General features: G+C 48.2%; 26 protein-coding genes. 8 read left to right on the forward strand and 18 right to left on the reverse strand.

The genetic code is table 11. The annotated features are described in order from the left end of the window. Window positions 1-53: 53 nt before the first annotated feature. Window positions 54-545: a PAS domain-containing protein gene (locus BST96_RS13090; RefSeq protein WP_085759138.1), complete on the forward strand. Its 492-nt coding sequence runs from the start codon at window positions 54-56 to the stop codon at window positions 543-545. After that, entirely contained in the window at window positions 511-2,013 is a 1,503-nt protein-coding gene (locus tag BST96_RS13095; protein ID WP_206045337.1) for a methyl-accepting chemotaxis protein, read from the forward strand. Before BST96_RS13090 ends, BST96_RS13095 begins: the two co-directional genes overlap by 35 nt. Window positions 2,014-2,079: 66 nt before the next feature. Here BST96_RS13095 and dapD read toward each other — a convergent pair whose 3' ends face one another. From dapD to map, 18 genes are all read right to left on the reverse strand, one after another. Then, a complete protein-coding gene (dapD, locus tag BST96_RS13100; RefSeq protein WP_085759140.1) occupies window positions 2,080-3,117 on the reverse strand; it encodes a 2,3,4,5-tetrahydropyridine-2,6-dicarboxylate N-succinyltransferase in 1,038 nt (345 codons plus the stop codon). Between the two features lie 27 nt (window positions 3,118-3,144). Continuing rightward, a complete protein-coding gene (locus BST96_RS13105) occupies window positions 3,145-3,486 on the reverse strand; it encodes an ArsC family reductase (RefSeq protein WP_085759141.1) in 342 nt (113 codons plus the stop codon). A 150-nt stretch (window positions 3,487-3,636) separates the two neighbouring features. Continuing rightward, the gene (locus BST96_RS13110; protein ID WP_085759142.1) at window positions 3,637-3,930 is read right to left on the reverse strand and encodes an STAS domain-containing protein; all 294 of its coding nucleotides are present in this window, start codon (window positions 3,928-3,930) and stop codon (window positions 3,637-3,639) included. Window positions 3,931-3,991: 61 nt separating this feature from the next. Next, entirely contained in the window at window positions 3,992-5,173 is a 1,182-nt protein-coding gene (locus BST96_RS13115; RefSeq protein ID WP_085759143.1) for a methyl-accepting chemotaxis protein, read from the reverse strand. Between the two features lie 56 nt (window positions 5,174-5,229). Then, a complete protein-coding gene (locus BST96_RS13120) occupies window positions 5,230-6,288 on the reverse strand; it encodes a protein-glutamate methylesterase/protein-glutamine glutaminase (RefSeq protein ID WP_085759144.1) in 1,059 nt (352 codons plus the stop codon). A gap of 30 nt (window positions 6,289-6,318) precedes the next feature. Next, a complete protein-coding gene (gene cheD / locus BST96_RS13125; protein WP_085759145.1) occupies window positions 6,319-6,966 on the reverse strand; it encodes a chemoreceptor glutamine deamidase CheD in 648 nt (215 codons plus the stop codon). After that, a complete protein-coding gene (locus BST96_RS13130; RefSeq protein ID WP_085759146.1) occupies window positions 6,956-7,843 on the reverse strand; it encodes a CheR family methyltransferase in 888 nt (295 codons plus the stop codon). Before BST96_RS13130 ends, cheD begins: the two co-directional genes overlap by 11 nt. Next, window positions 7,828-10,956, reverse strand: a complete 3,129-nt coding sequence (locus tag BST96_RS13135) for a methyl-accepting chemotaxis protein (protein ID WP_085759147.1) — start codon at window positions 10,954-10,956, stop codon at window positions 7,828-7,830. The genes BST96_RS13130 and BST96_RS13135 overlap by 16 nt, the downstream gene beginning before the upstream one ends. Window positions 10,957-11,014: 58 nt before the next feature. Further along, on the reverse strand, window positions 11,015-11,500 hold the full coding sequence (locus tag BST96_RS13140) for a chemotaxis protein CheW (RefSeq protein ID WP_085759148.1): 486 nt from the start codon (window positions 11,498-11,500) through the stop codon (window positions 11,015-11,017). Beyond that, window positions 11,493-12,017, reverse strand: a complete 525-nt coding sequence (locus BST96_RS13145) for a chemotaxis protein CheW (protein WP_240554799.1) — start codon at window positions 12,015-12,017, stop codon at window positions 11,493-11,495. Before BST96_RS13145 ends, BST96_RS13140 begins: the two co-directional genes overlap by 8 nt. Window positions 12,018-12,027: 10 nt before the next feature. Continuing rightward, a complete protein-coding gene (locus BST96_RS20760) occupies window positions 12,028-13,428 on the reverse strand; it encodes a chemotaxis protein CheA (protein WP_206045338.1) in 1,401 nt (466 codons plus the stop codon). A 212-nt stretch (window positions 13,429-13,640) separates the two neighbouring features. Next, window positions 13,641-14,210, reverse strand: coding sequence for an Hpt domain-containing protein (locus tag BST96_RS20765; RefSeq protein ID WP_206045339.1), 570 nt, complete (start codon window positions 14,208-14,210; stop codon window positions 13,641-13,643). 103 nt (window positions 14,211-14,313) lie between these two features. Continuing rightward, complete coding sequence (locus BST96_RS13155) at window positions 14,314-14,676, reverse strand: response regulator (RefSeq protein ID WP_085759149.1); 363 nt, start codon at window positions 14,674-14,676, stop codon at window positions 14,314-14,316. A gap of 45 nt (window positions 14,677-14,721) precedes the next feature. Next, window positions 14,722-15,006, reverse strand: coding sequence for an STAS domain-containing protein (locus BST96_RS13160; RefSeq protein ID WP_085759150.1), 285 nt, complete (start codon window positions 15,004-15,006; stop codon window positions 14,722-14,724). A 249-nt stretch (window positions 15,007-15,255) separates the two neighbouring features. Then, the gene (gene nth, locus BST96_RS13165) at window positions 15,256-15,909 is read right to left on the reverse strand and encodes an endonuclease III (RefSeq protein WP_085759151.1); all 654 of its coding nucleotides are present in this window, start codon (window positions 15,907-15,909) and stop codon (window positions 15,256-15,258) included. 9 nt (window positions 15,910-15,918) lie between these two features. Next, window positions 15,919-17,130 carry a succinyldiaminopimelate transaminase gene (dapC, locus tag BST96_RS13170; protein ID WP_085759152.1) on the reverse strand — a complete coding sequence of 404 codons (1,212 nt, stop codon included), beginning with the start codon at window positions 17,128-17,130 and terminating at the stop codon, window positions 15,919-15,921. Window positions 17,131-17,152: 22 nt separating this feature from the next. Next, window positions 17,153-19,843 (reverse strand): [protein-PII] uridylyltransferase, encoded by a 2,691-nt coding sequence (locus BST96_RS13175; protein WP_085759153.1) that lies wholly within the window; start codon window positions 19,841-19,843, stop codon window positions 17,153-17,155. A gap of 40 nt (window positions 19,844-19,883) precedes the next feature. Beyond that, window positions 19,884-20,666, reverse strand: a complete 783-nt coding sequence (map, locus tag BST96_RS13180; RefSeq protein ID WP_085760534.1) for a type I methionyl aminopeptidase — start codon at window positions 20,664-20,666, stop codon at window positions 19,884-19,886. Window positions 20,667-21,313: 647 nt separating this feature from the next. Between map and rpsB the strand changes: the two genes are divergently transcribed. The 6 genes from rpsB (at window position 21,314) to BST96_RS13210 (ending at window position 26,149) form a co-directional block, all read left to right on the forward strand. Beyond that, window positions 21,314-22,078 carry a 30S ribosomal protein S2 gene (rpsB, locus tag BST96_RS13185; RefSeq protein WP_157117953.1) on the forward strand — a complete coding sequence of 255 codons (765 nt, stop codon included), beginning with the start codon at window positions 21,314-21,316 and terminating at the stop codon, window positions 22,076-22,078. 112 nt (window positions 22,079-22,190) lie between these two features. Beyond that, window positions 22,191-23,054: a translation elongation factor Ts gene (gene tsf / locus BST96_RS13190; protein WP_085759154.1), complete on the forward strand. Its 864-nt coding sequence runs from the start codon at window positions 22,191-22,193 to the stop codon at window positions 23,052-23,054. Window positions 23,055-23,146: 92 nt separating this feature from the next. Beyond that, window positions 23,147-23,872, forward strand: a complete 726-nt coding sequence (gene pyrH, locus BST96_RS13195) for a UMP kinase (protein ID WP_085759155.1) — start codon at window positions 23,147-23,149, stop codon at window positions 23,870-23,872. Between the two features lie 53 nt (window positions 23,873-23,925). After that, on the forward strand, window positions 23,926-24,483 hold the full coding sequence (gene frr / locus BST96_RS13200; RefSeq protein ID WP_085759156.1) for a ribosome recycling factor: 558 nt from the start codon (window positions 23,926-23,928) through the stop codon (window positions 24,481-24,483). Window positions 24,484-24,548: 65 nt separating this feature from the next. Next, the gene (uppS, locus tag BST96_RS13205) at window positions 24,549-25,313 is read left to right on the forward strand and encodes a polyprenyl diphosphate synthase (RefSeq protein ID WP_085759157.1); all 765 of its coding nucleotides are present in this window, start codon (window positions 24,549-24,551) and stop codon (window positions 25,311-25,313) included. A gap of 2 nt (window positions 25,314-25,315) precedes the next feature. Then, the gene (locus tag BST96_RS13210; protein WP_085759158.1) at window positions 25,316-26,149 is read left to right on the forward strand and encodes a phosphatidate cytidylyltransferase; all 834 of its coding nucleotides are present in this window, start codon (window positions 25,316-25,318) and stop codon (window positions 26,147-26,149) included. The last annotated feature ends 1 nt before the right edge of the window (window position 26,150 follow it).

The raw sequence follows: 26,150 nt of genomic DNA on the forward strand, positions 1-26,150 counted from the left end.
CTAAAATATTCATAAAAAGCGTCTACTCAGGTAGGTGAAGCGGAGTATTACCCATGTTTGATGAGTCAGAATATATCCTGATAAAAACAGATCAGCAGTTAACTATTTCCTATACCAACCAAACCTTCCAGCAATTAATAAACACTCCTGAAGAGCAATTGATTGGCGAAAATTTTGAACATGTATGGCGCCCTGATATCCCGGCGAGCATACAGCGTTTTAGCAGCCAGCAACTGAAAAAATTAGGTTTTTATAACGGTTATGCCAGCTACCCATTGGCGGCCAATACGAAAAGCCGGGAGTGGATTTTCTTTGATTTTGGTAAGCGCTATAGCACCGACGGTACCTGGTTGGGTTATGAATATATCGGCTATTGCCCTTCGGTGCAGGGGATAGATCACTTTGATCGTTTGTTTGCCGAGCTCGCCGAGTTAGAAGACGGCAGCTCTGATGGGCTCGAAAAAGCCCAGCAGCACCTACATAACAATATTGAGTCAACGGGGATGGGCTATGAAGAGCTTGTATGCATTTTGCAAGACTTATGATGAAAAGTTTATTGCGGTATTACTATTCCTAAGCATTGCTTATATTTTTTTCCGCCTTGGCTTCGATATTATATTTATCGCACTATTGATTCCTTTTCTTGGTTTTCGTTGGGTGCGTTACCTCCGGCAGCAGGATGAAGCAATTTTACGTGCGCGTATTGCCGAGCAGATTGAAAAAATGGCCAATGGAGATTTGGATTCCCGCCTGGTTTTGCCAGAGGGCAGTGAGAGCCAGCGTCTGGTAGTTGAAAGCCTCAATAAAGCTCTGGATCAAATTGAATTAACCATGAAAGAAATTGGTAAAGTGTTAGTCAGTGCCGCGTCAGGGAAATCCTATCGCAAAGTTTTTCCATCACTGATGCCCGGTAACTTTGGTCGTATGTTAGGGCGGGTTAATGCCAATGCCGGTACCGTGTCTGAAAGTATGCAGCGGCAAAAGAAAGATAGCGTTAGCTCACAGTTGGGTGATCTGCGCGCCGATAAAATGTTATCTCTGATGAAGGGCAATCAAAACGATTTACGTTTTGTGACCGGTGAATTAGAAACAACCGAAACCGATACCCAGCGCGTGGTCAGTGTTTCTGCCGGTGGCGTAAAAAGCGCCGGTGATATTGTTACTACTATGGGGTCATTAAGTGACACACTGGATAAAATGACCTCGGCATCATCGGTGTTGGATAATCATACCTCGGCCATTAATGAGATGGTGGCTGCCATCGGTAGCGTGGCGGACCAAACCAATCTATTGGCACTCAATGCGGCGATTGAGGCAGCTCGTGCCGGTGAGCATGGCCGCGGTTTTGCCGTGGTAGCAGACGAAGTCAGAAATCTGGCAGAAACCACCAAGAAAACCACTGAGCAGATTGCCAATATGGTGGCTGGTATTGTGGATAGCGCCAAGGATGTGGTCGAAGGCACCGCCGAGATGAGCGATGCTACGACACGTTTCTCAGAAGTGGCCCATGAGTTTTCCAGCAACTTTGATGAGTTCTCCGGTTTATCACTGACTATTTTTGAGCGTATTAGTCAGGCACGCATGCTCAACCTGTTTAATTTATTAAAACAGGAGATGATTATTTTCTTGCAGGATGGCTACCGGGTTTTAGAGTCGGGGCCAGACAGTGAAATTGCCCTTAAATTACAGCAGCCGCTAGAGCAAACTCCCCTGGGGCAGTGGCTTTTCGGTGAAGGTAAAACAGAGTATGGCTATTTGCCGTCTTTCCAGTATTTATTTTCCCCCTATGAAAATATTTACAACCGTTATCAGGAAGTATTGAGCGTGATTAAAGACCCGGCCTGGGGCTATAAGCAGGATAAATTGGAACAGGTATTACTATTATTTACGGATATAGAAAGCTTAAGTTCCGAGTTTGTTTCAATGGTCGATAAATTGGTGGAAGAAAAACGTCAGTTTGAAAGTTCTTATAGCGATGATGCCAGTGTGGGAGGGGAGGTCGAGCTATTTTAAGTGGTACTTCACAAGCCACTATCCTTGCCATCAATGACAGGAGAGTGACTTGTGAGGTTTGGGTACTTAGTTGTTAGCGTGTAGCTCTTCGTTTAATTCAACCGACGATTTATTGGTTAAGCACTCGACGGTACCGGTAGCAGAGTTACGACGGAATAATAAATCCGATTTGCCCGCCAGATCCCGCGCTTTGACACTGTCCACTGCATTATTCTGGTCATCTAACATGCTGACTTTGGTACCGGCAGTAATATAAAGTCCCGACTCAACAGTACAGCGATCACCCAGAGGAATGCCGATACCGGCATTGGCGCCTAACAGGCATTCTTTACCGACAGAGATAATAATATTACCGCCGCCAGACAAGGTTCCCATTGTCGAGCTGCCGCCGCCCAGATCAGAACCTGAACCGACAAAAACGCCCGCAGAAATACGGCCTTCAATCATTCCCGGACCATCAGTGCCGGCATTAAAGTTAACAAAGCCTTCATGCATAATGGTGGTTCCCTCACCAATATAGGCACCCAGTCTAACCCTTGCGGTATGGGCAATACGTACACCCGATGGCACGACATAGTTAGTCATCTTGGGGAATTTATCGACGCAGTCTACGCTCAGTAGTTCGCCATTAAGGCGCGCTTGGAGCTGGGCCTGTGGCAGCTCTTCTAAATCAATAGCGCCCTGATTGGTCCAGGCGACATTGGGCAATGCACCAAATAAGCCGTTAAGGTTGATAGCGTGAGGTTTAACCAAACGGTGGGAGAGTAGTTGTAGCTTCAGGTAGCCTTCTGGAACAGAGGCTGGGTTATCATCGCTGGCCAGTACGGTGGCGACTAAGGGTCTGCTGCTATTTTTAAATGCACTGACGATAGCTGCTTGCTCGCTCTCACCGGCAGCACTTAAGGCGGATTCCAGAGTACCTAGTTGGGCTTTATCCAGCACAATTGCCTGGTTGCCGCCCTGGTAATCAAGGCTGCTGGTCACAGCGTCAGCCAGCGCTGCGCCGGGGTTAAGTACTGGTTGGGCATAATAAACCTCTAACCACTCACCTTTGGCGTTTTGGGTACCTACGCCTAATCCAATACTAAAAAGTTGTTCGCTCATGTTGCACCTGTCAATGTCAAAAAATGATTAAAAAAGATCCTGATAAATACTGGCTTTAAAGCCCACCGTAAAACTACCGTCGATATCCAGTAAAGGTCGCTTTACCAGTGTCGGGTTGTCGAGTATGGCGGCGATAGCCGTGTCCTGATCCATGCTGTTACGCTGGGCTTCGCTAAGCTGCTTCCAGCTAGTACTGCGTTTATTGACTACCGTATCCCAGCCTAGTTGGCCAATCCAGGCTTCAACTTGAGCCTGGGTAATCGGGGTAGCGCGAAAGTCATGGAATTGATAGTCGGCGTTATGGTCGTCTAGCCATTGGCGGGCTTTTTTCACGGTGTCGCAGTTTTTAATGCCGTACAGGGTGGTCACTGGATTACTCGCGTTGGTGGCTTATTTAATGGCCGGCAAGGATAGCAGATTATGGAGGCAGAGTGGAGGGGGAGACTACAATAGAAGGTACAGCCATCCGCTGGCTGCTGTGTTAATGCCTGTAGCAATAAAGTAGGTTTAGCTGGCGGCTTAAGTAATATGAAATTTCTGCTCAAAGCGGGAAATTAGCAAGATTTTCTTCACTTGGGTGCGGCAATTGATCAGGCTGATTTTTTCCGCAGCCCCTTCGAGGTGGCGCTTCATATTCAGTAGCATGCCCAGACCTGAGCTATCCATATATTCGGTGTCCCGAAAGTCAACGATATATTCTTTAGCAGTCTGGCTGCTATAGGCTTTACGAAATTCTTCCACAGCACTGAAATCAAAGGTTGAGCCTAAGGTAATGGTGGCGATCTTGTCATCGGTTACGGCATGAATGGTCATAATATCTCGTTTTCAAATAAGTGGTGATGCAATACCTGTTAAGTGGCCAGAGGTATTCATCCTAGAACAGTTCAATTTCCCCTTCTTCCATAGAGCTCTGTTCGACTTTTTTCTCCAACTTTTGGTCCGTAAAGTTGATCCGTAAATGGGTTAGGGTATCGCTTATATTATCGAGTTGCTCCGCCAGTTCAGCATCGTCGGGGATATCCATGGTGACATTGGCAATCTCGTTAATATGTTCAATACGCTCTTCAGCATGGGTTGCCAGCTGAGTAATAATATCTTCAAATTGCAGTGCCCGAATGGCGTTATTAATTTCCTGATTGATCGCTTCTGAGGCGCTGGACACATCCTCCATCACATACTTGGTTTCGTGACTCTGCTGGTTAAACTCTTCCAGCATGATATCAATATTGGCCTTACCCTCAATCGCTGTATTCATATCCAGGCTGGCAATTTCGCCCACCACATTATTAACTTCCGCCATACGGGTTTTGGCCTGCTCAATATTGATGCGAATCTGTTCGTTCAGGCTGGAAGAGGCCACAGACAGTGCCCTGACTTCATCCGCTACCACCGCAAAGCCTCTGCCCACTTCCCCGGCACGAGCGGCTTCAATGGCTGCGTTTAGGGCTAACAGATTGGTTTGGTCCGCCAGCTTTTGCACATCGTCTAACATATGGAACATACCTTCCATATGCTGGGTCATATCTTCAATATGGTGAATTGCGCCGACACTTTTATCACTGACCACCACCATAATCTCTACATAGTGCTGGAGAATATTATCGGTCTTGGCAATAAACTCTTCCACGGGTGTGGTATCCGGAGTGGGTTCGTCTCCCTGCCTGCCGGTGGCGCGGTCGATCAACTCCATCGACATCCTGGTTTGTTCCTGGGTATTGCTAACCACATTGTTAAAACTGCTTTGCAGTACCAGAATGGAGTCACCGACCAGTTCTTTAATGCGGGTTAGGTGCTCACTAATATGGCCGGATTCTTCGGCCAGAATATCATGCAGTTGATTGCCTACATGACGGGCCTGGCTGGACAATGGTGAGCTTTCAGTTTCGACTGGGGCGGGAGTGCTGTTGGCCCGGGATGTGACCCATGGCCAGCTGCAAAGGCCTGCCAGAGCTGCCACCAGATTGATGGGTGTTGACATATCGACCCCAATAATGACCAGCGCAATAATACTAGCGGCTACTGCGATGCCATACTGCTTGATAAAGGGCTTGATCATTATGGGTTCCGTTTAAATTAACTCTCTAAAGTATAGGAGAGGTCTCAGTAATATCTTTATTTGTAACAGCTATTTACTAAAAACTGGCCGATTTTTTCCAGCGGCAGTATTTCAGCGGCGGCGTCTCTTTCTACCGCGGCTCTGGGCATACCCCACACCACACAACTGTTTTCATCCTGAGCAATGGTCAGGCTGCCGTTATCCCGCATATTTTTCATACCGCTGGCACCATCGATGCCCATGCCGGTCAGCAAAATGGCGACATTGTTATTGCTGCAATGTTGAGCCAGAGAATTAAATAACACATCCACTGAGGGTTTGTGCCGATTTACCGGGTCCGAGTCCTCTACACCGGCGAAGTATTGCCCCTGCTTTTCACTGATGACCATATGCTGATCGCCATTGGCAAGATAGGCATGGCCAGCGGTCAGCGGTAGACGTTGCTCAGTTAACTCTCTGACGCTAATGCCCGTGGTCTTGTTCAGGCGCTCGGCAAAGGATTTGGTAAACCCCGGTGGCATATGCTGCACAATGACAATCGGTGGCATATCGGTAGGCATGGACATCAAGACTTGTTTGATCGCTTCGGTGCCGCCGGTCGAAGCGCCAATGGCGATCAGCTCGATTTTTTGATTGCGCTGTTGTCCTGCTTTAACGGCGACAGTGCTGGAAAATTGCTCGCGATTAAAGATCCGTTCCAGTGCCTGTACATTGGCTTTGGCTGCCAGTTTTATTTTGGCATTAATCTCTTTACTTAGGGTGGGTAGAGCTTCATTAACTTTAACCTTGGGTTTGGCAATATAATCAATCGCACCCAGCTCCAGTGCCTGTAGGGTAATATCAGCGCCTTTTTCAGTCAGCGTTGAGATCATTATTACCGGCATAGGTTTAAGGCGCATTAAATTGCTTAAAAAAGTAATGCCGTCCATACGGGGCATCTCGACATCCAGAGTCAGCACATCCGGGTTGAGTTGTTTGATTTTTTCCCGCGCGTCAAACGGATCAGTCGCTGTGCCGATCACTTCAATACGCTCATCACTGGAGAGAATTTCTTCCAGCAAATGACGGATTAATTGTGAGTCATCAACAATGAGGACTTTGATTTTTTTGCTCATACGACTTCGTTGCAACGCTGCATAAAAAATTTAAAATAATTCGATATCGCCATCGACCGAGTCGTGTGCGATATGGTCTTTATATTGTTCTTCTCGGCTAAAGATGGTTTCGTTATGAATTGGCGTAATACGCTTCATAAAGGCCTTGCCGTTTGTCGGGTCAAAAAATACCTTACGCGGATAATCTCGGGATAAATCCTGAGCGAGTATAGGGATTTTTTCAATCTGTAAATAATCGAGTACAAAGGCACTATTTTTCTCACCGACGTCGCTCATATTAGCAATAATTTTACCGCCGCCAAAAACTTTTGCCTTTAAATTATGACGTTCGCCGCCGTTTTTTAATATTTCATTAATCAGGTGTTCCATCGCATAATTACCGTAGCGGGTGGCGTCGCTGGTGGCATTGCCCCAGGTTACCGCGTGGCTCTCTTTTACGGTGATTGGCAGCATAAAATGGTTCATCCCGCCAATAGCGTTAACTTCATCCCAGATGCAGGCGGAAACACAGGAGCCCAAGACCGTGGTGATGCCTTTATCTTCACGGCTGACATAAAACTCCCCTGGCAAAATTTTTGCCACATACATTTTACGGTGCTTGTCCCAGTAGCGATTAACATGCTCAAAGCCCCGTAGGCAACGAGGTTTTCTGGGTTTGTTGGCTGCATTAACTGTCATTGCTTAAACTGCCAGACAGAGGGTCAATCTTTTGAAAAATAGTTTTACCCATAGCGGTAAATTTTTCCTGCATTTCACCCAGCCCTTCACTGTGCCCAATAATCAAATAACCGCCGGGCTTAAGCATATCGTAGTAGTGCTGGAATAAGCTTTGCTGGGTGGGCTTATCAAAATAAATCACCACGTTGCGGCAAAAAATAATATCGAAGGGGCCTTTCATTGGCCAGGGTTCCAGTAGGTTAAGCTGTTTAAAAGTGATTAATTCCCCCAGTTCTGTCGCGGTTTTCACCCTGCCGTTTTGCGGGTTTTTCTTAAACCAGCGCTTAATCATTTTTGTATCCAGGCCATCAATACGTTCGGCTTTATAGATCCCTGCTTTACCGGTGGCCACTACGTCACTGTCCAGGTCGGTAGCAAGAATTTTGGCATCCCAGCTATTAAGCCGGTTGCCCATCGCCTCTTTTAGGGTGATAGCAATGCTATAGGGCTCTTCTCCGGTTGAGCAGCCGGCCGACCAGATGCGCAGGCGGCGCTGTTGGCTTTGAGCCAGTAGCTCCGGAAGTACCGTGCTTTTTAAAAACTCGAAATGATGGTTCTCCCGAAAAAAACTGGTCAGGTTGGTGGTAATCGCATTGATAAATTTAGGCGACTCTTCAGGGTTGCTATTTAAAAAGTTTAAATACTCTTTAAATGATGGCAGCCTGGTTTCCCGGGTGCGGCGCATAAGACGGCGATACACCATTTCACGCTTGCGTTCGTCGAGTACAATCCCCGTGGCGTCATAAACAAACTTACAGATATACCGGAAGTCTTTATCGCTTAGGGTGTGCTCATCTCTTCGGCTTTGATCTCCCGCTCGACTCAAAATTCTTCCCATTCATCATCTTGCGATGAGACCGCTTTTAGCCGTGCTGGCGAGGCTGCCTTGCGGGTTGGGGACCCGGCACGTTGGGTTGGGCTAACGATAGGGCCTCGGCCCTGATCGCCAATTTTAAAGAAGTCGACCTGCTCCAATAGCCCCTGAGCCTGATCTTCCATGGCTTTACTGGAGGCGCTGGCTTCTTCCACCAGTGCCGCATTTTGCTGGGTCATTTCATCCATCTGTGCCACGGCGGAGCTGACTTCGTTAATACCGGCAGCCTGTTCTCTGCTGGCACTGTCGATATCGGAAATCATATTGACCACTTCCTGTACCGCGCCGACTAACTCTGTAAAGGTTTGGCCGGTTTCATCAACCAGTTTGGTTCCTTTGCCAACGGCATCGACACTGTCGTTGATCAGGCCTTTAATTTCTTTCGCTGCTGCGGCGCTGCGCTGGGCAAGGTTTCTTACTTCGGCGGCCACTACCGCAAAGCCCCGACCCTGCTCACCGGCTCGAGCGGCTTCTACCGCGGCGTTTAGTGCCAGCAAGTTGGTTTGGAAAGCGATTTCATCGATAACGCCGATAATATCTGCAATTTTCTTACTGGAGCTATTAATTTCTTCCATCGCTTCAACGGCACTGCTAACCACTTCGCCGCCACTGCTGGCTTTATCCATGGCACTGCTGGATAGTTTGGAGGCTTCGGAAGCATTCTCGGCATTTTGCTGCACCGTGGTGGTTAACTCTTCCATGGCGGAGGCCGTTTCTTCGAGGTTGGAGGCCTGTGTTTCGGTCCGTTGGCTAAGGTCGTTATTGCCCTGGGCGATTTCCCTGGCGGCGCTAAAGACATTGGTCGAGGCGTTGCGTATTTCTTCTACCATATCCCTCAGGTTAGTGATGGAGGAGTTAACACCATTGGCCAGAGCTAAAAATTCTCCGCCGTACTCACCATCCATACTGCGGCTAAGGTCACCTTCGGATAGGGCCTGGGTAACATCAATCGCAGAAGCCAGTGGCTCAACAATATTATCGATCAGGCTGTTAATACCATCGCCTAGTCCTGCCATAAAACCCTGGTAGTTGCTGGTGTCGATACGGTTATCCAATTCGCCGCGAATAGCGCCGGAAATCAAACCTTCAATTTGGCGTTGGGCATCTTTTTCTTCCGTGGTATCGATCCACTGGACACCGGAGCCAAGGTGGTTGCCCTCTTCATCGGTTAGGGCGATAGCGGTGAGATTAAATTCTAATTCGGCGACGGCAATATCTGCGCTATAAGGCATATTGGCGGGGTTGCCCAACAGGTTTTGCTGGTGTGCCGGGTTTTTATGGAAGATATCAAAGTTGGAGCCGACCACAGTATCCACACTGAACGAAGGCAGGGCGGTACGCAGTTGGGCTTCACGGCGTCTTAACATGGCGGTAACCGCCGGGTTCATATAAACAATATTACCCTGGGTATCAGCCATCATTACGTTGGTGGTCATCCCCTCAACCGCAGAGCTTAAACGTCCGACTTCAATTTGGTTGGCGCGCTCGGCGGTCATATCCTGCCATTCCAGTGCACAGCCAATATGGTTACCATCAAGATCAACAATACCGGTAATATTTAATTGAATGGTCAGGTGTTCTATTTTGATATCTGCCTGCCAGGGCAGGTTGTTAATGTCCCCCAGAATTTTCCGCTGGTGCGCCGGGTTAGTATGGAAGCCATCAATACAGGCCCCCATCAAAAACTCTTCGCTAGCTTTAAAACCAGGCCAGCGCGTCGCAAAGGTGGCTTCATGGGTTTTTAGCAACGTCATGGTGGACTCATTGAAATACGTAATATTGAGGTCGCGGTCAATCATCATGGAGGCGGTACCGGATTGATCGATGGCGCCTTGTAGCTGGGCGGCTTTGTTCGCTTCAGCTCGGGCGGCGGTGACATCCTGCCATTCCAGTGCGGCGCCGATATGGTTGCCCTGCAGATCGACAATACCGGTGATATTAAGTTGGATCGTTAGATGTTCAATCTGGATATCCGCCTGCCAGGGCAGGTTATTAATATCATCTAAAATTCTACGCTGGTGTGAGGGGTCGGTATGAAAGCCGTCAATACAGGCTCCCATCAGAAATTCCTCAGTAGCTCTAAAGTCTGGCCAGCGTTTTATAAAGGTTTCTTCGTGGGTCTTTAGCAGCTCCAGTGTGGAGGCGTTGTAGTAGGTAATATTCAGGTCGCGGTCGATCATCATTGAAGCGGTGCCAGACTGGTCGATAGCGCCTTGCAGTTGTGCGGCTTTATTTGCCTGCGCTCTGGCCTCGGTGACATCCTGCCATTCCAGTGAGTTACCAATGTAGTTACCGGCGCTATCCATAATGCCAGTCACATTTAACTCAAAGGTAAGGTGCTCAATTTGAATATCGGCAATCCATGGTAAATTGTTGGGGTCGTCCAAAATGCGGCGCTGGTGGGCAGGGTCTTTATGGAAACCATCAATACAGGCCCCGATAATCGCATCGGCATCGGCGACAAAGCCCGGGTATTTCTTTTGGAAGGTCGCTTCATGGGTTTTTAGTAACTCCATGGTGGCGTTGTTGGCGTAGGTGATATTTAAATCTCGATCAATCATCACGCTGGCAGTGCCAGATTGTTCAATGGCACCCTGGAAGAAAGCTGAATTGTCGGTATGTGTGTTCATGTTGCTACCCCTGGCATTGCTTGAATTGGATGAGTTTGAATCGTTGGCGGCGGCTTGCATGGTATCGGCAAGTACACCGTAAACGGTGGTCCAGGCTTGTTTGACGGAGTCGTCAAAATAACTGCCAAGGCCTGCATCTAAGGTGTGCAGCAGGGCTGCACCCACGGTGTCGTAATGGCTGTCTTTAACGCCATAGCCACCATGTCGGACACCGAGTTTTTGTACAATGGGAACGAGTTTTTCCAGGTTATCTAATAGGCCAACAGCGGCGCCTATCATTTCCATTAACCTGGCGCCTTGCTCCTGCATATCGCCGTCGTTAAAAAGAGGTTTTATTGTTGGGTCCATTTCAAACAAGGTGGTGTAGAAGATATCCGCCGCTTGCTCTGCAATCGGCTCTACTTTTTCCCAACTTTCCTGTACCAGTTCTATCTGTTCGGGGTTCATAAGTCCATTCCATATCGGTGATTATGAGGTGCTGTTTTAAAGCGTTATCGTCACATAATTACGATGCTGCTTTACTAATACTGTTGTTAATGGTGTATAACTGCTCAACATCCAATAACTTATCGGAGTCCAGCAGGATAATAAGTTTTTCTTCGATGGCGGCCATGCCTTTAATAAAGCGGCTATCAATATGGCTGCCAAAATCCGGTGCTTTGCGAATATCTTTTTCGCTGACTTTGTAGACATCGGATACTGCGTCCACCACGATGCCGACGACGACCTGTTCGTTGTTGATCACAGCACGTAAAATAATGACCACGGTAGTGGCGTTATAATCGATAGCCTGTTTATCAAAGCGCTCACGTAAATCGACAATAGGAACAATGACGCCGCGTAGATTCACCACGCCTTTCAGGTAGTCGGGTGTGTTGGGGATTTCGGTGACCGGTGACCAGACTTTTAATTCCTGGACACAAAGAATATCCACACCAAATTCTTCGCCATCGAGAATAAATGTCAGGTACTCTTGCTCAATTTCATTCATTGTTTTCGTTTTCCAAACGCTGTAAGGCTTCGGTGCTTAAGATGGTGACGACATCGTTACCAACATTGACAATACCTTCTACATAATCGGGGCTAACATTGGCCTGGAACAGGGGCGCTTTTTTAATTTCATCGTCTTCTGCATTGAGTACATCAGACACCGCATCTACCACATAGCCCATGGTGCGGCTGCCTTGCTCGTCGTCCAAAGCTAAAACGATGACTACGGTGGTGGGGTTGTAACTGGCTTCGCCAACCTGAAAGCGCACCCGCAAATCAATAATGGGTACGATTAAGCCGCGCAGATTAACCACGCCTTTAACATAGCTCGGTGAATTGGGGATTAAGGTGGGTTTATCCCAGCCCCTGATTTCCCGCACGCAGAGAATATCGACACCATAATGTTCCTGACCCAGAGTAAAGGTGAGGTACTGGTTACCGCTGGCAATAAAATCGATACCTTCCAGAGAAACTTCGGTTTCAGCGGCGACAGCAATAGAATCAATATCAATGGTCACAGTATTCTCCTCAGGCTGCTCTGCCGTGGTTATTCTGGGCGCGCCTTGAGGCTCCTTGGATCAGCCCCGGTATATCCAAAATCATGGAGACTGAGCCGTCCCCGAGGATAGTCGCCCCGGAGATACCTTCTACACGTTGGTAGTTACTTTCTAAGCTCTTAATCACTACCTGCTGTTGGGCCAGTAAATCGTCAACCAATAGGCCAATTTTATTGCCGCCGTCTTCAACTACCACCAGTAGCGCATCCGCCAGTTCTGTATTGTCAGCTTCAAGTCCAAATTCCTGGTAGATGGGTATTACCGGTACGTTATCTTCTCGCAGGCGATAGAGCACCATGCCCCCTGAAACTTCATTGACCTGCTCGCTTTTAATTTGTAGGGATTCGACAATGGAAATCAGTGGAATAATATAAGTCTCGGTGCCTACACGAACCAGTTGGCCGTCGAGTATGGCCAGAGTTAATGGCAGATGAACCCGGAAGGTGGAGCCTTTGCCAATCTCCGATTCCACTTCAATACGACCGCCCAAATCCTGAATATTTCTACGCACCACATCCATGCCGACACCGCGGCCTGAAATGTCACTGACTACCTCAGCGGTTGAAAAACCGGCTTCAAAAATCAGGCTGAAAATATCTTCTTTGGATAATTGTTCGCTGGGATCGACTACGCCTTTTTCAATCGCTTTGGCGAGGATTTTTTCCGGATTAAGGCCGCGACCATCGTCGCTGATCTCAATCACAATCGAGCCACCTTTGTGAAAGGCGTTCAGGTGAATACTGCCTTCGGAATGTTTCCCCTGAGCCTGACGCTCTTCGGCGGGTTCGATACCATGGTCAATGGCGTTGCGGACCAAATGCACCAGCGGGTCGCCAATCTGCTCCATTACGGTTTTATCCAGCTCGGTTTGCTCACCGCTGAGTTTAAGTTCTACTTGCTTACCGGTTTTTGCGGCCAGATCACGAATCATTCTTGGAAAGCGGTTAAAGGCAAAGCTGATTGGCAGCATGCGAATCCGCATCACGCTTTCTTGTAACTCTTTGGTATTTTGCAGTAGTTGTTCCAGACCATTTGAGAGGCGGTCCAGTTTTTCCATTTCAAAATTATTGCCCAGCTCCGAGAGCATCGATTGGGTAATCACCAGTTCACCGACCAGATTGATAAGGCTATCGACTTTATCGATACCAACCCGGATTGACGAGCTGGCGGCGGGCGCGGGTGGCGCAGCTTTACTGGTCTTGGCTTCAGCTTCGATATCAGTGCTGTTGTCTGCGGTGATTACAGGCTGTTGAACTTCGGGGCTAGCTTGTGGCTCCGATACTGGGTCAGGTTTCACTGCTGCGGGCGTTTCAGCTGCGGCGGGTGCAGCGCCAGACAGTTGAGTAATGGTTAGTTTGCATTCATCCAGCACCCAGTCAAATACCTCTAAAATATCGTCTTTGCTGGCACCGGACTCTAGTGTCAGTGTCCACTTGATAAAGCACTCGTCGGGAGTTATTTCTTCAAACGCAGGCAGGGTAGAGGTATCGGCAACGGCAGTCAGAGTGCCTAGTGAGGCCAGTTCACGAAAAATACGGGAGGGCTCATTACCGGTTAATAGGATTTGTGGCTCTGGAATAAATTCTATCTGCCAGTGACTGTCAGCGGCGGGTTCAGGGGGGCTTGGCTAGCGGGTTCAGCCTCGTTATTGCCGCCGCTTAATAGATTGTCGATAGAGTTAGCGAGGATATCTCCGTGGTCATTACTAGCAGTAGTGGTTGTGACTTCAGCGGCGGGTTCCGGCACGGGGGCAGCAGCGGTTGGTGTAATACCCAGTAATCTTTCAAAGTGCTGTACCAGAGGTTTCGAATCGGCATTATCAATGCTTTGTCCGGCCTGCAGGGCGGAAATCATATTGCGCAGGCAATCACAGGATTGCAGCAATAGTTCAATAATTTCGGGGGTTAATTCGCGCTTATTATCCCGCACCTCATCCAGCAGGGTTTCCGCAACATGGGTAAATTCAGTTATCGCGTCAAAACCGAAGGTGCCGCTGCCACCCTTGATAGAGTGTGCTGCACGAAAAATTGTATTAATAGCCTCAGAGTCTGCACCGCTAGAGTCAATGCTCAGCAGTGTTTGCTCCATGCCGTCCAGTCCTTCCAGGCTTTCTTCAAAAAAAACCTGATGGAATTGCTCCAAATCTATAGCCATTGCCTGCCTTTATCGGTGCTTACAACATATTGAAAGAACAGCTTACCCTCAACCGCGAGGTTGATGAGGCTTGCCAGTGGCCGTTTTTAGTAGGCTGTGGTCTTTAGCCCAATACGCGGTCCACCGTTGCCAGTAGTTTCTCGGGGTTAAACGGCTTTACTAGCCACCCTGTTGCTCCTGCCTGTTTCCCTTCTGCCTTTTTTTCCGCCGATGACTCCGTAGTTAGCAGTAACATCGGAGTGTATTTGTAGTTCGGCAGAGTTCTTAAATTCTTAATTAAATCAATACCATTCATTACTGGCATATTGAGGTCGGTGATAACTGCGTCGTAGCTGCCACTTTTGGCTTTGGTCAGTGCATTTTGGCCATTGTCAGCATCGGCGACCTGGTGGCCGGATGATTGCAGGGTTGCAGAGACCATATTGCGCATCGATGCTGAGTCATCAACGATTAAAATATTTGCCATTGTTTGAAAAGCTCCATTAGCGTTTTAGCGTAGTCGGTTAAATAATTACGTGTTTTCTAGCATCAGAGCCTGGCTTAAGCCTAGCTGCTGTGCTGTGGTTAATAGGGTGTCGCTGGGCTTTTTCCAGATTAGGTGGCCACCTCTGCGGGTGACTTCTATGGCGAGAGCCGCTAGTAGTTGCAACCCGGCGGTATCCGCCTTGCTGACTTTGTCGGCTTTAAGTTCTATAACAGCTGATTTTTGCAGGGATTTTTGCAGCCGCTGATGCATGCTATTGGCATGGGCGATATCAAGGTTTTCACCGCATGAGAAGCTGGTACGGTTCGTCATATAAATCCTTTACATTACCTAAATCAGGGCCGGTACAACACAATCACTTAGTCGGCTTCAGTAAATATAGTCTACTTTAATACGCTAGTTCAAAAATGTCGGCCGGGCAATCAAATACTTTAGTCTTTTGGTGGGCTATTATTATTAGCGGAGGTCCGCATACCGTCTTTTTAGCCAGATTTTAAGTATTGGCCAAATCTGGAAAATGAGTATAAGTACATACACTTACATAAGGTAGAAAAGTGATATTTAAGGCTTTTTGACTTTTTTAGGGTGTTTGCGGTTGGGGTAGCAGGTGGTGCAAATCTCGCAGACAGTGCCATCACAGCCTCGGGCGCTGCAATATTCACGGCCATAATAAATGATTTGCAGATGCAGGGCATTCCAGCTCTCGATAGGGAATAGGCGCTTTAAGTCTTTTTCGGTCTGGGTGACATTTTTGCCATTGGTCAGGCCCCAGCGCTGGGCCAGGCGGTGGATATGGGTATCAACCGGAAAAGCTGGCACTCCAAAGGCCTGTGACATCACCACACTGGCGGTCTTATGACCTACACCGGGCAGTTCTTCCAGTGCGTCCATATCCTGCGGGACTTCACCGTCATAGCGTTCTACCAGCATGCCCGATAGAATTTTTATGGCTTTGGATTTTTGCGGTGACAGACCGCAGGGACGAATAATGGCTTTGATCGCCTCGACAGTTTGCTCAGCCATATCGAAGGGGTTGTCGGCTAGCTCAAATAGCGCAGGAGTGACCTGGTTAACCCGCTCGTCAGTGCACTGGGCTGATAGTAATACGGCAACCAGCAGCGTGTAGGGGTCTTTATGGTCCAGCGGGATAGGCTGCGTAGGGTAAAGTGTTTGCAGCTTTTGCTGGATATATTCAACCCGTTGTTGTTTTAACATGGATCAGCGTTATCCCTGTTGTAAAGTGTTTACAAATTCCTTAATCCGCTGTGCTGCGCTAATACACTCTTCCAGCGGTGCTACCAAGGCCATTCTGACACGATTTTCCCCGGGGTTTAAGCCGTCAACAGTTCTGCCGATATAGCGGCCCGGCAGCACCGTAATATGCTGTTGGGCAAATAACTGCTGGGCAAAATCCGTGTCGCTAATCGGAGTTTTGGCCCAGAGATAAAAACCAGCATCGGGTTTTGATACCTCTAAGTCGTCACCGAGTATCTCTAATACCGCATCAAACTTGGCGCGGTACTGGTCGCGGTTAAGTTTGACATGGGCTTCGTCAGACCAGGCGGCAATACTGGCCAGTTGGTGCTGAATGGGCATGGCGCAGCCGTGGTAAGTGCGGTAAAGCAAAAAGGGCTTAAGGATATCCGCATCCCCGGCAATAAAACCGGAACGAAGGCCTGGCAGGTTAGAGCGTTTCGACAAGCTATGAAATACCACGCAACGGCTATAGTCGTCCCGACCTATCTCACTACAAGCCTGCAGCAAACCGGTAGGAGGGTGCTGTTCATCAAAATAGAGTTCGGAGTAACACTCGTCACTGGCAATAATAAAATCATGTTTATCGGCAAGCGCGATTAATTGGTGCAGGGTTTTGCTGTCGAACACAGCACCGGTTGGGTTGCCCGGTGAGCAGAGAAATAATAATTGGCAACGTTGCCAAATCTCATCACTGACTGCGTCAAAGTCAGGAATAAAGTTATGCTCTTCCAGACAGGGTAAAAAGTGTGGTTCTGCACCGGCTAAAAACGCCGCCCCTTCATAAATCTGATAAAACGGATTGGGGGTGACAATCAATGGGTTGTCACCTGTGGTTCTATCTATAGCTGCCTGGGCAAAAGAAAAAATCGCTTCACGGGTGCCGTTGACGGGAATGACATGACGCTGCGGGTCAATACTGCCTGTCGTTAAATTAAAACGGCGCGTTAACCACTGGCCAATGGTGGCGTTTAATTCTGGCAGCCCTTTAGTGGTAGGGTAATTGGCCAGTTTGTCCATATTGTCATTCAGGCTTTGCTTAACAAAGCTCGGTGACTCGTGTTTGGGTTCGCCAATAGATAAGGCAATATGCGGCAAGTTTTCTGGTGGTGTTACCGCAGCTTTTAAAGCGTTGAGTTTTTCAAAAGGGTAAGGCTGTAAGCGGTTTAAATCCGGGTTCATATTCAGTTCTTTTCTCTAATAATTAAGCGGCAGCTTTTTCATCCAGCTCTTTACAAATGGCGGCTTGAATTGCCGTGCATAATTCCGGGTCTTCAATCGGTTGTTGATGTTGGTCAGTAATAAAAAATACATCTTCTACCCGCTCACCCAGTGTGGCAATTTTTGCGTTTTGCAGTTGTATATTGTAGTCAAAAAATATTTTACCGATACGGGCCAGTAGGCCGGGGCGGTCCGGCGTCATGACTTCCAGTATGCTGTGGGTGCCCGATGGGTCGGTGACTAAAGTGGTCTGTGTAGGCACAGAAAATAATCGCATTTTTCGCGGCGTGCGGCGTTGCATAAAATCGATATAGTCTGTGGTTTGTTTAATATGCTCGGTTAGGAAATTTTTGATTTGCTCAGTTCTTTCCGGGTTGTCACCGATAGGTTGGCCGTTATTGTCCAGTACATAAAATGTATCCAGGGTGAAGCCGGTGCCTGAATTGTAGATACGGGCATCCTGAATATTTAAATCCAGCTGCTCAAGGCCAGAGGCGACCAGGGCAAATAAAGTGTCCTGGTGGCGGGCGTGAATAAAAATTTGTGTTGCCCCTTCAAAATCCAGATCGCTGGTTTCTTTCAGTAATACGAAGGGGTTCTCAGTATCATCGTGTTGGCTAATCGCTTCGGTATGCCAGACGATATCATCGACTTTTTCCCGTAAGAAATAGTCTTCTCCGGTTTTTGCCCAGACTTCATGGATCTCTTCTTCGGTAAAACCTAAGTCTTCCAATTGGTCGATGGCGGCGGTTTGTGTATCTCGAATCCAGTCGGCTTTATCGATGGGGTTTTCTAAACCGCGGCGCAATGCGCGTTTGGTTTCCGCATAAAGTTGGCGCAATAAAGAGGCGCGCCAGCTATTCCAAAGATTGGGGTTGGTGGCATTGATATCAGCCACAGTTAGGGCATAGATATAGTCCAAATGGGTTTGGTCGCCAACGACTTGCGCAAATTCCGCAATCACATCTGGGTCAGTAATATCTTTTCTTTGGGCAACGGATGACATCAATAGGTGGTGCTCAACTAACCAGCAGACCAGGTTGGCATCGTGCTTACCCAGCTCATGGCGCTCACAAAAATTCCGTGCGTCTACAATTCCCAGAGTGGAATGATCACCGCCACGCCCTTTAGCAATGTCATGATATAAGCCAGAGATATAGAGTAATTCAATTTTTGGCAGGCGTTTAACTACACGTGCAGCTACGGGGTATTTCTTTTTGGATTCTTCATAGTGAAAGCGGCGCATATTTTTGACTACTTCCATAATATGCGCATCCACCGAATAAATATGGAACAGATCGTGTTGCATCTGGCCAATAATTTTGCCGAACTCGGGTAGATATTTGCCTAATACTCCAAAGCGCAGCATGCGGCGTAATTGCAGGGCCACTTTATGGGGGGAGCGTAATATTTCCAAAAAGGCGCGGGTATTTTGTGGGTCATTGCGAAACTCGTCATCAATAAGATGGCGGTTTAAGCGGATAAGGCGAATGGTCGATGCGCGGGCGCCATCAATTTTTGGGCTTTGCGCCATTAAGACAAAGATTTCTAATAAAGCGGAGGGGTTTTCTTCAAACACTTTATCATTGGCCGCTTCAATATGGCCGTTACGGACTTGAAAGCGGGAGTTTATTTTATACACTTCTTCCGCTTCACTGGCGCGCAAAATGGTTTCATCAAAATGCTGCATTAACACATCGTTAAGCTCACCCAGTGATAAGGCCCAGCGATAGTAATATTGCATAAATTGTTCAACGGCCATTTTGGCATTGTCATCATCATAGCCAAACATTTTTGCCAGAGTGCGCTGATGGTCAAACAAAAGGCGATCTTCTTCGCGGTTGGTGATCATATGCAGGGCGTAACGCATACGCCACATAAAATCCATGCCACGGTTGAGAATATCCAGCTCTTCTGCCGTTAAGAAACCTTTGCCGATTAGCTCATCTACGCTATTGGTTGAGAAGTGGCGCTGGGCTATCCAGCTAATCATCTGGATATCGCGCAGGCCGCCCGGGGAGTTTTTAACATTGGCTTCCAGTACGTATTCACTATTGCCGTGTTTTTGGTGGCGAGCAATTTGCTCGTCCCACTTGGCGCGGAAAAATTGCTGGCTGGTCCACATATGGTCGGTACTGGTTGCTGCCATCATGCCCTGGTGAAGTAGAGCCTCGCCACATAGCACTCTGGATTCCATCAAGTTGGTCACCACGGTGATATCTTTCTCAGCTTCCTGTGTGCATTCATCAATGGTGCGAACGCTATGGCCAATATCCAGATTAATATCCCAGAGCAGGGTGATAAAGTCGCTGATATTCTGTTGCAGTCGCTCTACGGCGGGTTCATCTTTTAGCAGAATCAATAGATCAATATCAGAATGCGGGTGCAACTCGCCACGGCCATAACCACCCACGGCAATCAGGCAGATGTCATGATGATCACCCCAGTCAAAACGTTGCCAGCTTGCTTGCAGTAATTGATCGACAAAGTTAGCGCGGGCCCAGACCAGTTCACGAATATAGGCGCCTTGCTGATACTGCTGGTGCAGAAAATCCGTCATGCGCTCAATATTTTTTTTCAGCAAGGGAATAGGGGATTTGGCGCTTTTAAGTGCCTGGGTAAAAAGCTCGGGGTCAAAAACCGTCGCCGGAATAGAAAAGGGCTGCTCGCTCATGGTTGCAGTGTCTGCCTTAATTTGCTGTTTGTTGCTGGGTTTAGCCTTTGAAATAGGGCTCGTCTTTACGGGCGGTTAATACATCGACGCCGTCTGCGGTAATAACGAGGGTATGTTCCCACTGGGCTGATGGGCGGTTGTCTTTGGTGGTGACTGTCCAGCCATCTTTCTTGTTCAGTTTAACGTGGCGTTTGCCAGCATTAAGCATGGGTTCAATGGTGAAGGTCATGCCTTCTTTTAACACCAGGCCAGCCCCTTTTTTACCATAGTGCAGTACCTGTGGTTCTTCATGGAAAACTTCGCCGATACCGTGGCCGCAATATTCCCGGACCACAGAGTAGTAATTGGCCTCGGCATGCTTTTGGATAACATGGCCGATATCACCCAGAGTAGCGCCGGGGCGGACAATATCAATGGCTTTATAGAGGCACTCCTGGGTAATGGAGACCAGTCGCTGATTGTGTTTTAGCGGTTCACCGATATGGAACATCTGGCTGGTATCGCCGTGGAAGCCATCTTTAATTACAGTAATGTCGATATTGATGATATCGCCGTTTTTAAGGATTTTCTTTTCAGAGGGAATGCCATGGCAGACCACCTCATTGACTGAGGTGCAGATGGACTTGGGGAAACCGTGGTAATTAAGCGGTGCAGGGATGGCTTGCTGGGTGTTGACGATATAGTCGTGACAGATTCTGTCCAGCTCATCCGTACTGATGCCTGCCTGTACGGAGGGGGCGATCATTTCCAGTACTTCGGCGGCTAAACGGCCCGCTACCCGCATTTTCTCGATTTGATCAGCAGTTTTAATTGCAACGCTCATGGTGTTTTTTGGTTTTAACTCTTTGATATTAAAAGAAATTAACTCTGAGGCGGCCGTGGGTGACGCCGCGAACTCGCTATTGTAAACCAAGCTTGTCGGCAATAGCTAAAGTTATCTTCTGTTCAGGCTTATTAAACATAGCGTTATCCCTGCCTTCGCGCATTGCTGTCTGGGGCAAATATCGTGAGGCATGGCGCTGTCGTGTCTTGGCAGGGGTAAGCTGGGGGTGGAGTGAGCAAGGCCTTCAGGTTCGCGTAGTCATTCAGTCATTGTAGGGTGGATTATAATCCACCAGGCCTAGCCAGTAGCGGTCATAAGCGGTGGATTATAATCCACCCTACGTCGTATTCGTGGGGATGAGGGCGAAGAGGCTGTAGCAGGCCCCAAATCAGGGGTAAATTGACACAAAAACAGCACATTGGCTTTAAGTCGCCATGGTGTTGTGGTATAAAGCGCGCACTCAAATTTAGGGCCAGATTGTAAGCGGTAGCAATACCTCCTATTTCAACCCTGAAATTGAGTAAAACTATTAACTAAATCCGCACATATACCGTCACATGGGTCAGGGTGCTCCCAACGGATACTTGAATCCGAACCGGAGTTGATCGATGGGGTATATGGAGGCCTAACCCGTAAAAGGTGTATTTATGACTACTCAAGTAAGCATGCGTGACATGTTGCAAGCTGGCGTCCACTTTGGTCACCAGACTCGCTACTGGAATCCAAAAATGGGCGAATATATTTTCGGCGCCCGTAACAAGATCCATATCATCAATCTGGAGCACACTGTTCCAGCCTTCAACGAAGCTTTAGCCTTTATCCAGAAGCTAGCTGTTGGTAAAAACAAGATTTTATTCGTGGGTACCAAGCGTGCCGCCGGTAAAATCATGCAAGAGCAGGCCGTTCGCGCCAGCCAGCCCTATGTTAGCCACCGCTGGTTGGGCGGCATGTTAACAAACTACAAAACAATCCGCGGTTCTATCAAGCGTCTGCGTGACCTTGAAACTCAGCAGTCAGACGGTACTTTCGAGAAGTTGACCAAGAAAGAAGCCCTGATGCGCACCCGTGCGATGGAAAAATTAGAGCGTTCTATCGGTGGTATTAAGGATATGGGTGGTTTACCTGACGCCTTATTCGTAATCGATGTTGATCAAGAGCGTATTGCGATTCAAGAAGCTAACAATCTGGGCATACCTGTTATCGGTATCGTGGATACTAACAGCAACCCTGATGGTGTTGATTATGTTATCCCTGGTAACGACGATGCTATCCGCGCTATCAAGCTCTATGCAACAGCAGTTGCCGATGCAATCCTGGCCGGTAAAGTAGCCGACGGTTCTGCACCAAAAGATGAGTTTGTTGAAGAAGCTCCTGCTGCAGAAGCAGCACCAGAAGCGCCTGCCGCTGAGTAAGTTCAGCAGCTAGTAAGCTTTAAAGGGGGCTGCGCCCCCTTTTTTGAAACCTTTTTTTAGTTTTATGCGCTTTTCCTTCGGGGTTTAGTGCATGTGTTAGAGGAATAAGACGATGGCAGCTATTTCTGCAAAAATGGTTAAAGAATTACGTGATCGCACCGGTCTTGGCATGATGGAGTGCAAAAAAGCACTGGCTGAAGCTGGCGGTGATATTGACGCGGCAATTGAAGAAATGCGTAAAAACAGTGGTATGAAGGCAGCTAAAAAAGCTGGCCGTACTGCTGCTGAAGGTGTGGTATCGGTTAAAGTGGCTGACGATGGCAGCTACGGCCTGGTAATTGAAGTAAACAGTGAGACTGACTTCGCCGCTCGTGATGAAGGTTTACTGGCTTTTGTTGGTCAGGTGACTGATAAAGCCTTTGCTGACAAGCAAACGGATATCGAAGCCTTAATGGACGGTGACTTAAGCACTGCCCGTGAAGCTCTGGTACAGAAAATCGGTGAGAATATCTCGGTTCGTCGTAGCGACGTATTAGAGTCTGACGGTGTTGTCGGCAGCTACACTCACTCCAACAATCGTATCGCGGTATTGGTATCACTGAAAGGTGGTGATGCTGAGCTGGCTAAAGATATCGCTATGCACGTAGCGGCAGTTAACCCACAGGTTGTTCGCTCTGACGATATGCCTGCTGAAGCGGTTGAGAAAGAGAAAGATATCATCAAGGCTCAGCCAGATATGGAAGGCAAGCCAGAGAATATCGTTGAGAAAATGATGGTTGGCCGGATCCAGAAGTTCTTGAAAGAGAACAGCTTGCTGGACCAGCCTTTTGTTAAAAACCCTGAAGTGACCGTTGGCCAGTTGGCGAAAGATGGCGGTGCTGAAGTGATTACCTTTGTTCGCTACGAAGTAGGCGAAGGTATCGAGAAGGATGAGACAGACTTCGCAGCTGAGGTTGCCGCTCAATTGAACGGTTAATCGAAGTTGTTAAAAAGGGGCCTTAGGGCCCCTTTTTTCTGTCTGACTGTTATACAATCACCCACCATAATCTTTTGCACCAGGAGTTTGTTATGCCCGGCACCGATAAAAAATATAAGCGCATTTTGCTAAAGCTGAGTGGCGAGGCATTGATGGGTGATGAGGGTTTTGGGATTGACCCTAAGGTGCTGGACCGTATGGCACTGGAAATTGGCCAGCTGGTCGGTATTGGTATTCAGGTTGGGCTGGTTATCGGTGGTGGTAATCTGTTTCGTGGTGCCTCACTGCAAAAAGCCGGTTTAGACCGGGTAACCGGTGATCATATGGGTATGCTGGCCACCGTCATGAATGCTCTGGCGATGCGTGACGCACTGGAGCGAGCCAATATACCTTCTCGAGTCATGTCATCTATCCCTATGAGCGGCGTGGTTGATCACTATGATCGCCGTAAAGCCATGCGTGCTCTTGAGCGTGCTGAAGTGGTTATTTTTTCAGCGGGCACCGGCAACCCTTTCTTTACGACTGATTCAGCCGCTTGTTTGCGCGGCATTGAAGTTGAGGCTGAGTTGGTACTCAAGGCGACCAAGGTGGATGGCGTTTACACCGCTGACCCAGTGAAGGACCCTTCTGCCACTAAATATGACCAGTTGAGTTATGATGAAGTGCTAAATAAGCAGCTTGAGGTGATGGATTTAACGGCGATTGTCTTGTGCCGTGACCATAAGATGCCGTTGCGCATTTTTGAAATGGAGAAGCAGGGTGCCTTGTTAAATATCGTTAATGGTGGCGATGAAGGTACTTTGGTTGTAGAGCTGTAATAAGCAGATTATATATACTTAATATTTACTGATAGCGAGTTTGGAGACGGCCCGTGATTGAAGATCTAAAAAAAGATGGTGAAGAGCGTATGGAGAAAACCCTGATCGCTCTGGGGACTAGCTTAAATAAAATTAGAACCGGACGTGCACACCCCAGCATTTTGGATGGTATTCGTGTGTCTTATTACGGTTCAGAAACACCGCTTAGCCAAGTGGCAGCTATTAATGTAGAAGATGCCCGCACACTGTCTGTTGTGCCCTGGGAAAAAAATATCGTTCCCGATGTTGAAAAAGCCATTATGAAATCTGATTTGGGTTTAAACCCTTCAACAGCCGGTACGGTAATCCGTATTCCTATGCCGATGCTAACTGAAGAAACCCGTAAAGGTTTTACCAAGCGTGCCAAGCAAGAAGCGGAGCAATCTCGCGTTTCGGTACGTAATATTCGTCGTGATATTTTGGCTGATTTAAAAGAGCTGCAAAAAGACAAAGAAATTTCTGAAGATGAAGAGCGTAAAGCACAGGACGATGTGCAAAAAATTACCGATCGCTTTATCGCTGAAATTGAAAAAATCCTGGCCGCTAAAGAAGCCGATTTAATGGAAATATAAACGGCTTTCGCCGATGATTTCTATCATAATGGATACTGTACTGTTGAAAACATTGTTTAAGCGCTATGTCTGAACCCTCTGGCCCGCATACCTTTGCGGCAGTCCCTCAGCACCTTGCCATTATTATGGATGGCAATAGCCGCTGGGCAAAAAGCCAGGGTAAGTCAACGCCTATGGGTCATAAGGCCGGGGTAGAAGCGGTGCGATCAGTGCTGGGTCTTGCCAAAGATTACGGTATTGAGATCGTCACCCTGTTTGCTTTTAGCAGTGAAAATTGGCAGCGCCCCAGCATGGAAGTCAAAGCCCTGATGACTTTGTTTTCTACCTACCTCAAAGGTGAAATTAAACAACTTAATAACGACGGCGTGCGAGTGCGCTTTATTGGCGATCGCCAACGCTTTAGTGATGGCCTCGTCAAGCAGATGGAATATGCCGAGCAACTCACGGCAGACAATAGCGACACGACATTGGTGATCGCTGTCGATTATGGTGGTCAGTGGGATATTGCCAATGCCGCCCGCCAATTAGCTGAACAAGTTAAAGCTGGCAGCCTTGAGCCAGAGCAAATTGATGAAAATTTATTAGATCAATATATCTCCCTGTCAGACCTGCCCAAACCCGATATGTGTATTCGCACGGCGGGAGAGCAACGTGTCAGCAATTTTTTATTATGGCAAATGGCCTACTCGGAATATTTTTTTACTGACACCCTGTGGCCCGATTTTGGTGAGGCGGATATGCAGGCGGCGTTAAGTAGCTACAACCAGCGAGACCGTCGTTATGGTGGCCGTGAAAGCGAAGAAGAAACCTCTATCAAGGGAGTCGTTTAACTGTGTTAAAGCAACGGATTATCACTGCCGTTATTATGATCACGCTGATTGGTGCGGGTATTTTTCTATTACCGCCGCTGGGTTTGGCGGGCTTAATCGGTTTGCTGGTGGTGATTGCGGCCTGGGAGTGGAGTGCTCTGGCGGGGCTGACATCGGCAATCACTAAAGTTCTGTTTACGTTATCGGTACTGGCCTTATTGGCGCTATCGGCCTGGCATACTCAAATACTGACTGCCCATGCTGACTGGGACCGGGTGCGCGATATTCTCGGTTTGGGTTGCCTATGGTGGGCTATCGCTTTGTTATGGGTAAGAAGCTACCCAGGCAGTGCAGTGATTTGGCGCTCTACGCCGATGCGCCTGTTGATGGGCTTTGTTACGCTGGTGCCGGCCTGGTTGGCGCTGGTGTATTTACGGGTTCACAGTCACGGTATTGCGCTAATTTTCCTTTTAATTGCCATGGTGGCAGCCGCTGACATCGGCGCTTACTTCTCCGGTTTACGCTGGGGTAAAGCCAAATTGGCACCGAATGTAAGCCCGGGTAAATCCTGGGCTGGTTTTTGGGGTGGGCTTGTCGCCAGTACTGGCTTGGTGCTTATAGTCTGGTTGTTATTTGGCAGTGCCGAGCATGGATTAGCCGCTGTGATCACGGTGGCCATTGTGACCTCACTGGCCTCAGTGCTGGGCGACTTATTAGAAAGTATGATTAAGCGCCAGCAGGGCGTTAAAGACAGTGGTCGGATTTTACCCGGCCACGGTGGCATGATGGACCGTTTGGATAGTATGACAGCGGCCGCGCCGGTGTTTGCTTTGAGCTTATTATTGGCTGGCTGGTAAT

The sequence above is a fragment of the Oceanicoccus sagamiensis genome (genome assembly GCF_002117105.1).
GTDB lineage: Bacteria > Pseudomonadota > Gammaproteobacteria > Pseudomonadales > Dasaniaceae > Oceanicoccus > Oceanicoccus sagamiensis.

Coding starts and splice junctions, on each gene's coding strand:
- BST96_RS13110 (WP_085759142.1), bottom strand. CDS start 3,930: ATGACCATTCATGCCGTAACCGATGACAAGATCGCCACCATTACCTTA.
- BST96_RS13095 (WP_206045337.1), top strand. CDS start 511: ATGAAGAGCTTGTATGCATTTTGCAAGACTTATGATGAAAAGTTTATT.
- BST96_RS13090 (WP_085759138.1), top strand. CDS start 54: ATGTTTGATGAGTCAGAATATATCCTGATAAAAACAGATCAGCAGTTA.
- BST96_RS13135 (WP_085759147.1), bottom strand. CDS start 10,956: ATGAACCCCGAACAGATAGAACTGGTACAGGAAAGTTGGGAAAAAGTA.
- map (WP_085760534.1), bottom strand. CDS start 20,666: ATGAGCGTTGCAATTAAAACTGCTGATCAAATCGAGAAAATGCGGGTA.
- BST96_RS13140 (WP_085759148.1), bottom strand. CDS start 11,500: ATGAATGAAATTGAGCAAGAGTACCTGACATTTATTCTCGATGGCGAA.
- BST96_RS13160 (WP_085759150.1), bottom strand. CDS start 15,006: ATGACGAACCGTACCAGCTTCTCATGCGGTGAAAACCTTGATATCGCC.
- cheD (WP_085759145.1), bottom strand. CDS start 6,966: ATGACAGTTAATGCAGCCAACAAACCCAGAAAACCTCGTTGCCTACGG.
- BST96_RS20765 (WP_206045339.1), bottom strand. CDS start 14,210: ATGGCTATAGATTTGGAGCAATTCCATCAGGTTTTTTTTGAAGAAAGC.
- BST96_RS13115 (WP_085759143.1), bottom strand. CDS start 5,173: ATGATCAAGCCCTTTATCAAGCAGTATGGCATCGCAGTAGCCGCTAGT.
- BST96_RS13120 (WP_085759144.1), bottom strand. CDS start 6,288: ATGAGCAAAAAAATCAAAGTCCTCATTGTTGATGACTCACAATTAATC.
- BST96_RS13130 (WP_085759146.1), bottom strand. CDS start 7,843: ATGGGAAGAATTTTGAGTCGAGCGGGAGATCAAAGCCGAAGAGATGAG.
- tsf (WP_085759154.1), top strand. CDS start 22,191: ATGGCAGCTATTTCTGCAAAAATGGTTAAAGAATTACGTGATCGCACC.
- rpsB (WP_157117953.1), top strand. CDS start 21,314: ATGACTACTCAAGTAAGCATGCGTGACATGTTGCAAGCTGGCGTCCAC.
- pyrH (WP_085759155.1), top strand. CDS start 23,147: ATGCCCGGCACCGATAAAAAATATAAGCGCATTTTGCTAAAGCTGAGT.
- BST96_RS13155 (WP_085759149.1), bottom strand. CDS start 14,676: ATGGCAAATATTTTAATCGTTGATGACTCAGCATCGATGCGCAATATG.
- uppS (WP_085759157.1), top strand. CDS start 24,549: ATGTCTGAACCCTCTGGCCCGCATACCTTTGCGGCAGTCCCTCAGCAC.
- dapC (WP_085759152.1), bottom strand. CDS start 17,130: ATGAACCCGGATTTAAACCGCTTACAGCCTTACCCTTTTGAAAAACTC.
- dapD (WP_085759140.1), bottom strand. CDS start 3,117: ATGAGCGAACAACTTTTTAGTATTGGATTAGGCGTAGGTACCCAAAAC.
- BST96_RS13175 (WP_085759153.1), bottom strand. CDS start 19,843: ATGAGCGAGCAGCCCTTTTCTATTCCGGCGACGGTTTTTGACCCCGAG.
- nth (WP_085759151.1), bottom strand. CDS start 15,909: ATGTTAAAACAACAACGGGTTGAATATATCCAGCAAAAGCTGCAAACA.